The sequence below is a fragment of the Ulvibacter litoralis genome (assembly GCF_900102055.1).
GTDB classification, from domain to species: domain Bacteria; phylum Bacteroidota; class Bacteroidia; order Flavobacteriales; family Flavobacteriaceae; genus Ulvibacter; species Ulvibacter litoralis.
In genome coordinates this window covers 1-5,195 of sequence record NZ_FNBA01000020.1, presented here as the reverse complement: position 1 = coordinate 5,195, position 5,195 = coordinate 1, and the positions used below count along the sequence as shown (strand labels likewise).

Genomic DNA, 5,195 nt, shown 5'->3' with positions numbered 1-5,195 from the left:
GGAATCTTAAGTTCCTACGTATATCTTAATCTTACTCTGCTCTTTTGTTCTTTCTATTAATTCTGAATTAAGTTAATGGAAATCAAACTTAGGACATGTATAAGTAATAGCGGTTTAATTGATAAAACGAAAGTATCAACATAATTCAATGGTCAGCGTTATACTGAAAAGTTTGTGAGTAGAAATCCGCTACTACTCATACACAAACCGTTGCCATACATATAAGAAAATGCCTCGAATAGAATTAAAGACTGAAATTAATGCTGATAAAAAAATAGTTTTTGATCTATCGCGAAGTATTGATTTACATAAAATTTCAACTGAACATACAAATGAAACTGCGATTGCTGGAAAAACTAGTGGCTTAATTGATTTGAATGAAACGGTGACTTGGAGAGCAAAACATTTTGGAATTTATCAGAATTTGACATCACAAATAACCGAATTTGATTCACCAGTTTATTTTGCGGATGAAATGGTTAGCGGAGCCTTTAAGAATTTTAAGCACGAACATCATTTTGAGTCTCTAAACGATTCAACTTTGATGACTGATTATTTTGTTTATCAATCTCCTTTCGGATTTTTAGGAAAAATAGCTGATAAATTATTTCTACAATCCTATATGACTGATTTATTGGCAAAAAGAAACAAAATGATAAAAGAGTTTGCCGAATCTGATAAGTGGAAGGAAATATTAACTTCCGAACAAGATACGTAAGGCAACAACATATACTAATTATAGCTCTTGCGAAACTAGAAGCAAATTGATTGCAAATATTTAACTATATTGGTTTCTGAAAAATAACGTTACGCTTGCCTTTCCGATTCTCACGCGGCTCCGAATAATTGGAACTAAATAAGAAACTGAAAAGATGTCGCCGCTTCAAGCCGCACGCTGCGCCAAGCGCTACAATTATTATACAAACCCGTTAGCAAACATTTAAGAACAACTGTTTCTACATTAACAATTCCGACTAAATTTCCACTTCCTGCAAAAAAAATTGAAAAAATATTTTCGTAGCTAAATGACTTCATATATATTTGTAGTCAAATAACTTCGCAATGAAATTAAGAAGAGACATATTTCAAGCAATTTCCGACCCGACAAGACGAGCGATATTGGTATTGCTAACATCACAAACAATGACAGCAGGAGCAATCGCTGAAAATTTTGATGCAGCAAGACCTACAATTTCCAAACACATTCAGATTTTGAACGAATGCGAACTCGTAGAAGCAAACCAACAAGGTCGAGAAATCTACTACGAACTGAAAATCGAAAAAATGAAAGAAATCGATAAATGGTTAGAACAGTTTAGAAAAATTTGGGAAAATCGTTTTGACCAACTTGACAATTTATTATCAACACTTAAAAACAAGGAAAATGAGCAGTAAAAACTTAATAGTCGAACGTGTTTTTGATGCAGATATAGAATTGGTGTGGAGAGCTCTAACTGAAAAAGAGCTAATGAAACAATGGTATTTCGATGTTAAAGAATTCAAGACCGTTGTTGGATTCAAGTTTGAATTTTGGGGTGGCGAAGAAGGTGCCAAGCAATGGAAACATTTGTGTGAGATAACTGAAGTTGTTCTGGGAAAAAAGGTCACCTACTCTTGGAAATATGAAGGCTACAGCGGAATGTCCTTTGTAACATTTGAATTATTTGAAGAAAACAATGGCACGAAACTAAAATTAACACATTCGGGCATCGATACTTTCCCTGCGGATATCCCTGAATTGGCCATTCATAATTTTGAAAATGGATGGAATCACACCATTAATGTTTCGCTTAAAGAATTTTTAGAGAAATAAATATACAGTAATAATTTAAAAACCTTATAAAAGTCAATCGTATGAAATCAAAATTAATTTGGGCAAATTATAGTGTTAAAGATGCCAAACGCACAGCTGAATTCTACAAACAGTTAGGCTTTACGCAGAATGGGTCGCTACAGAATAATCCGGAGCTTGCCAGTTTCTTTTTTGCGGATAATAAGTTTGTAATTCATTTTTTTGAAAAAGGAACTGGAATAGATAAATTTTTCCCGACAGGCTCAAAAACTGATGAAATTATTTTTACACTTTCCGCGGAGACAAAAGAAGAAGTACAGGAGTTTGAAGCGAAAGTCAGAAAAGCTGGCGGGAAGATTTTTGAAAAATTACGAAGGGACGAATCTGGTTACTATGGCTTTGCATTTGCTGATCCTGACGGCCATAAGTTCAACGTATTGCTTATGGACAATATGTAAATGATACTTCAAAGTTTACATTGAGTTCTTTGGACAATTTATTATCAACACTTAAAAACAAGAAAAAATGAAATCGAAGATTCACGAATACCATAACCTAAAAATAAAAAACTATGAGTAAAAATAATCTGTTATTCGACTTTACTGTCGACAAAAAAACAAGTACCGTTTTTGTAAACCGAGAATTTGATGCAGACCAACCAATGGTTTGGGATGCTTTTACAAAACAGGAAATCCTTGACCAATGGTGGGCACCACAACCTTGGAAATCCAAAACAAAGTATATGAACTTTGAAGAAGGTGGACGAAGATTTTACGCAATGGTCGGTCCCGAAGGCGAAGAACATTGGTCCATTCAAGACTTTACTTCAATTTCACCCAAGGACAATTTCCAATTTAAGGACGCTTTTGCGGATAAGGACGAAAACATTAATGAGCAAATGCCTTCAGCCAAATGGAACTTGGACTTTAGCGAAGCTGATGGTATTACAACGGTAAAAATTTCCATAAAACACGCAAAACTTGAAGACCTTGAAATGCATATACAGATGGGTTTCAAAGAAGGGTTTACAGCGACATTAAACCATTTAGCAAAGTTATTATCATCTTCAAAATAATTACTACACAATGAGAAAATTATCACTTTTCATAGCAACAAGTTTGGACGGATATATTGCAAAACCCAATGACGACCTTAGTTTTTTAAATATTGTAGAAAAAGAAGGAGAAGATTATGGGTATAAGGAATTTACAGATACCGTTGATACCATTATCCTTGGAAGAAAAACTTATGACTATGTGCTAAAGGAAATTGGAGATTCTCATTATGATAATGGAAAAAGAGACGTCTATGTCATTACAAGAACTCCAAAACAAAAGATGGGTAGAACAACTTTTTACACAGAAAATTTAACCGATTTGGTTAAACAATTAAAATCTGAGAAAGGACAGAATATTTATTGTGATGGTGGAGCGGAAATAATAAACGAACTTTTAAAAAGTGATTTAATAGATGAATTTATAATTTCTGTCATCCCTATTCTACTTGGAAATGGTACAAGACTCTTCAAGGATGGAAGACCTGAACAAGAACTTAATTTTATTAATGCTAAGACGTATGATACAGGATTGGCTCAATTACATTACAAACGAATATTAAAAAAATAAGACAATGAAAAAAGCTAAAATCATTTTTTGGACGGCTACAATTATTATAGCACTTTGGGAAGCAATTATGCCAATGAGTACTTGGATTTTTGCACCGGAGTATATGACAATCGGAACAAAAGCTTTGGGCTATCCCGATTATTTCGCATACGCATTGGCGATAGCAAAAGTACTTGGCGTAATTGCTATTATCTACCCAAAAACACCTGAAAAGCTGAAAGAATGGGCATATTCAGGACTTTCATTTACACTTATTTTTGCGTTCATAAGCCACGCCTGTGTAGATAAAAACATCGGATATATGATGATGCCGTTGGCATTCTTGGGCATATTGGCACTATCCTACTTTTACAAAGACAAAACTCAAACAGTAAATTAAAAATTGAAATAAAATGGCAAAACAAATCTTTATCAATTTAGCCGTAAAAGACGTAAACAAATCAATGGTTTTTTACACCGCATTGGGATTTACAAACAATCCCCAATTTTCAGACGACACCACAAAATGTATGGTATGGAGCGACACTATTTACGTAATGCTAATGGCACACGAAAAATTTTCAACCTTTGCGACCAAGCCTATTGCGGACACAAAAGCAAACATTGCAGGACTTTTTTCATTATCTACCGATAGTGTAGATGAAATGAATGAAATTTTAGAAAACGGACTAAAAGAAGGCGGAACTGAACCCAACAAATTAAGGGATTACGGTTTTATGCAACAACGAACCATTGAAGATTTTGACGGACACACTTGGGAAATTTTCTTTATGGATATGTCCAAAATGCCAAAGGAATAAAAACTGTCCACAACAACGCTATAAGCAATACAGTTAATAAACATTTAAAGAGAAACCTGTGAAAACAAAATATGCCCCAAGTCAGAATTTGTCTCGTGGACATTATGTTCAGATTGACGACTTTGAAATGTACTATGAAGAATATGGAAAAGGATTTCCATTGATACTCTTGCACGGTTTTGGAGGCTGCACACAAAATTGGCATCCTTTCACAAATGAACTTTCAAAATATTATCGTTTAATAGTTATTGATTTCCGTGGACACGGACACTCAACTAACCCACAAGAGAAATTTACACACAGAAAAGCCGCAAATGACGTATTTCTGTTACTCGAAAAATTGAAAATTCAACAATTCTCGGCTATGGGAATGAGTTCAGGAGGAATGACTTTACTACATATGGCGACCAGTCAATCCAGTAGAATAATCTCAATGGTATTGATTAGTTCAACCAGTCATTTTCCAGAACAAGCAAGAATTATTATGGGTAGAGCTTCGTTTAAAACAATGCCTCAAGAAGTTAAAGAAATGTATAAAGAGTGTGCAAAACGTGGCGAGAAACAAATTCTACAACTAATCGCACAATTCAATGCGTTTTCCGAAAACTATGATGATATGAATTTCGATAACGAAAGTTTATCAGCCATTACAGCTCGAACGCTCATCATTCACGGTGATAGAGATAATTTCTTTCCGGTTGAAATTGCAGAAAATATTCATCATTCGATACCGAATTCCAAGTTATGGATAATTCATAACGGTGAACACGTTCCTGTTTATGACCCTAATGTTCCATTTACTTCAACAGCACTTCGATTTCTTGTTGAACCACAAAAGGAATAAGAATACCAAAAAATAAGAGATAGTAAAAAAACGTTTGCTAACAAAGAACTGAGCTAAAAAACAACTAATTCTAGTTTAATTTTGAAACATAATTTTTATCATACGGTATTCTTGATTTTGAGATGCCATAGGCT

General features: G+C 34.2%; 9 protein-coding genes. All 9 read left to right on the top strand.

Annotation, left to right across the window (positions count from 1 at the left end):
* Window positions 1-229: 229 nt before the first annotated feature.
* The 9 genes from BLQ00_RS16975 to BLQ00_RS16930 all read left to right on the top strand — a co-directional run bounded on the left by BLQ00_RS16975 (window position 230) and on the right by BLQ00_RS16930 (window position 5,061).
* The gene (locus BLQ00_RS16975; RefSeq protein WP_093145510.1) at window positions 230-718 is read left to right on the top strand and encodes an SRPBCC family protein; all 489 of its coding nucleotides are present in this window, start codon (window positions 230-232) and stop codon (window positions 716-718) included.
* A gap of 344 nt (window positions 719-1,062) precedes the next feature.
* Window positions 1,063-1,395, top strand: a complete 333-nt coding sequence (locus BLQ00_RS16965) for a metalloregulator ArsR/SmtB family transcription factor (RefSeq protein WP_093145508.1) — start codon at window positions 1,063-1,065, stop codon at window positions 1,393-1,395.
* Window positions 1,385-1,813, top strand: coding sequence for an SRPBCC family protein (locus tag BLQ00_RS16960; RefSeq protein WP_093145507.1), 429 nt, complete (start codon window positions 1,385-1,387; stop codon window positions 1,811-1,813). The genes BLQ00_RS16965 and BLQ00_RS16960 overlap by 11 nt, the downstream gene beginning before the upstream one ends.
* Before the next feature lie 41 nt (window positions 1,814-1,854).
* Window positions 1,855-2,250, top strand: coding sequence for a VOC family protein (locus BLQ00_RS16955; RefSeq protein ID WP_093145506.1), 396 nt, complete (start codon window positions 1,855-1,857; stop codon window positions 2,248-2,250).
* Between the two features lie 113 nt (window positions 2,251-2,363).
* Complete coding sequence (locus tag BLQ00_RS16950; protein ID WP_093145505.1) at window positions 2,364-2,867, top strand: SRPBCC family protein; 504 nt, start codon at window positions 2,364-2,366, stop codon at window positions 2,865-2,867.
* Between the two features lie 10 nt (window positions 2,868-2,877).
* Entirely contained in the window at window positions 2,878-3,417 is a 540-nt protein-coding gene (locus BLQ00_RS16945) for a dihydrofolate reductase family protein (protein WP_093145504.1), read from the top strand.
* A 4-nt stretch (window positions 3,418-3,421) separates the two neighbouring features.
* On the top strand, window positions 3,422-3,796 hold the full coding sequence (locus tag BLQ00_RS16940; protein ID WP_093145503.1) for a DoxX family protein: 375 nt from the start codon (window positions 3,422-3,424) through the stop codon (window positions 3,794-3,796).
* 13 nt (window positions 3,797-3,809) lie between these two features.
* Complete coding sequence (locus BLQ00_RS16935) at window positions 3,810-4,217, top strand: VOC family protein (protein ID WP_093145502.1); 408 nt, start codon at window positions 3,810-3,812, stop codon at window positions 4,215-4,217.
* An 88-nt stretch (window positions 4,218-4,305) separates the two neighbouring features.
* The gene (locus BLQ00_RS16930; RefSeq protein WP_217629442.1) at window positions 4,306-5,061 is read left to right on the top strand and encodes an alpha/beta fold hydrolase; all 756 of its coding nucleotides are present in this window, start codon (window positions 4,306-4,308) and stop codon (window positions 5,059-5,061) included.
* Window positions 5,062-5,195: the final 134 nt, after the last annotated feature.

What these genes read in the sequence shown, in the direction of transcription:
- BLQ00_RS16955 (WP_093145506.1), top strand. Translation starts at nt 1,855, where the DNA reads ATGAAATCAAAATTAATTTGGGCAAATTATAGTGTTAAAGATGCCAAA.
- BLQ00_RS16945 (WP_093145504.1), top strand. Translation starts at nt 2,878, where the DNA reads ATGAGAAAATTATCACTTTTCATAGCAACAAGTTTGGACGGATATATT.
- BLQ00_RS16935 (WP_093145502.1), top strand. Translation starts at nt 3,810, where the DNA reads ATGGCAAAACAAATCTTTATCAATTTAGCCGTAAAAGACGTAAACAAA.
- BLQ00_RS16960 (WP_093145507.1), top strand. Translation starts at nt 1,385, where the DNA reads ATGAGCAGTAAAAACTTAATAGTCGAACGTGTTTTTGATGCAGATATA.
- BLQ00_RS16965 (WP_093145508.1), top strand. Translation starts at nt 1,063, where the DNA reads ATGAAATTAAGAAGAGACATATTTCAAGCAATTTCCGACCCGACAAGA.
- BLQ00_RS16950 (WP_093145505.1), top strand. Translation starts at nt 2,364, where the DNA reads ATGAGTAAAAATAATCTGTTATTCGACTTTACTGTCGACAAAAAAACA.
- BLQ00_RS16975 (WP_093145510.1), top strand. Translation starts at nt 230, where the DNA reads ATGCCTCGAATAGAATTAAAGACTGAAATTAATGCTGATAAAAAAATA.
- BLQ00_RS16940 (WP_093145503.1), top strand. Translation starts at nt 3,422, where the DNA reads ATGAAAAAAGCTAAAATCATTTTTTGGACGGCTACAATTATTATAGCA.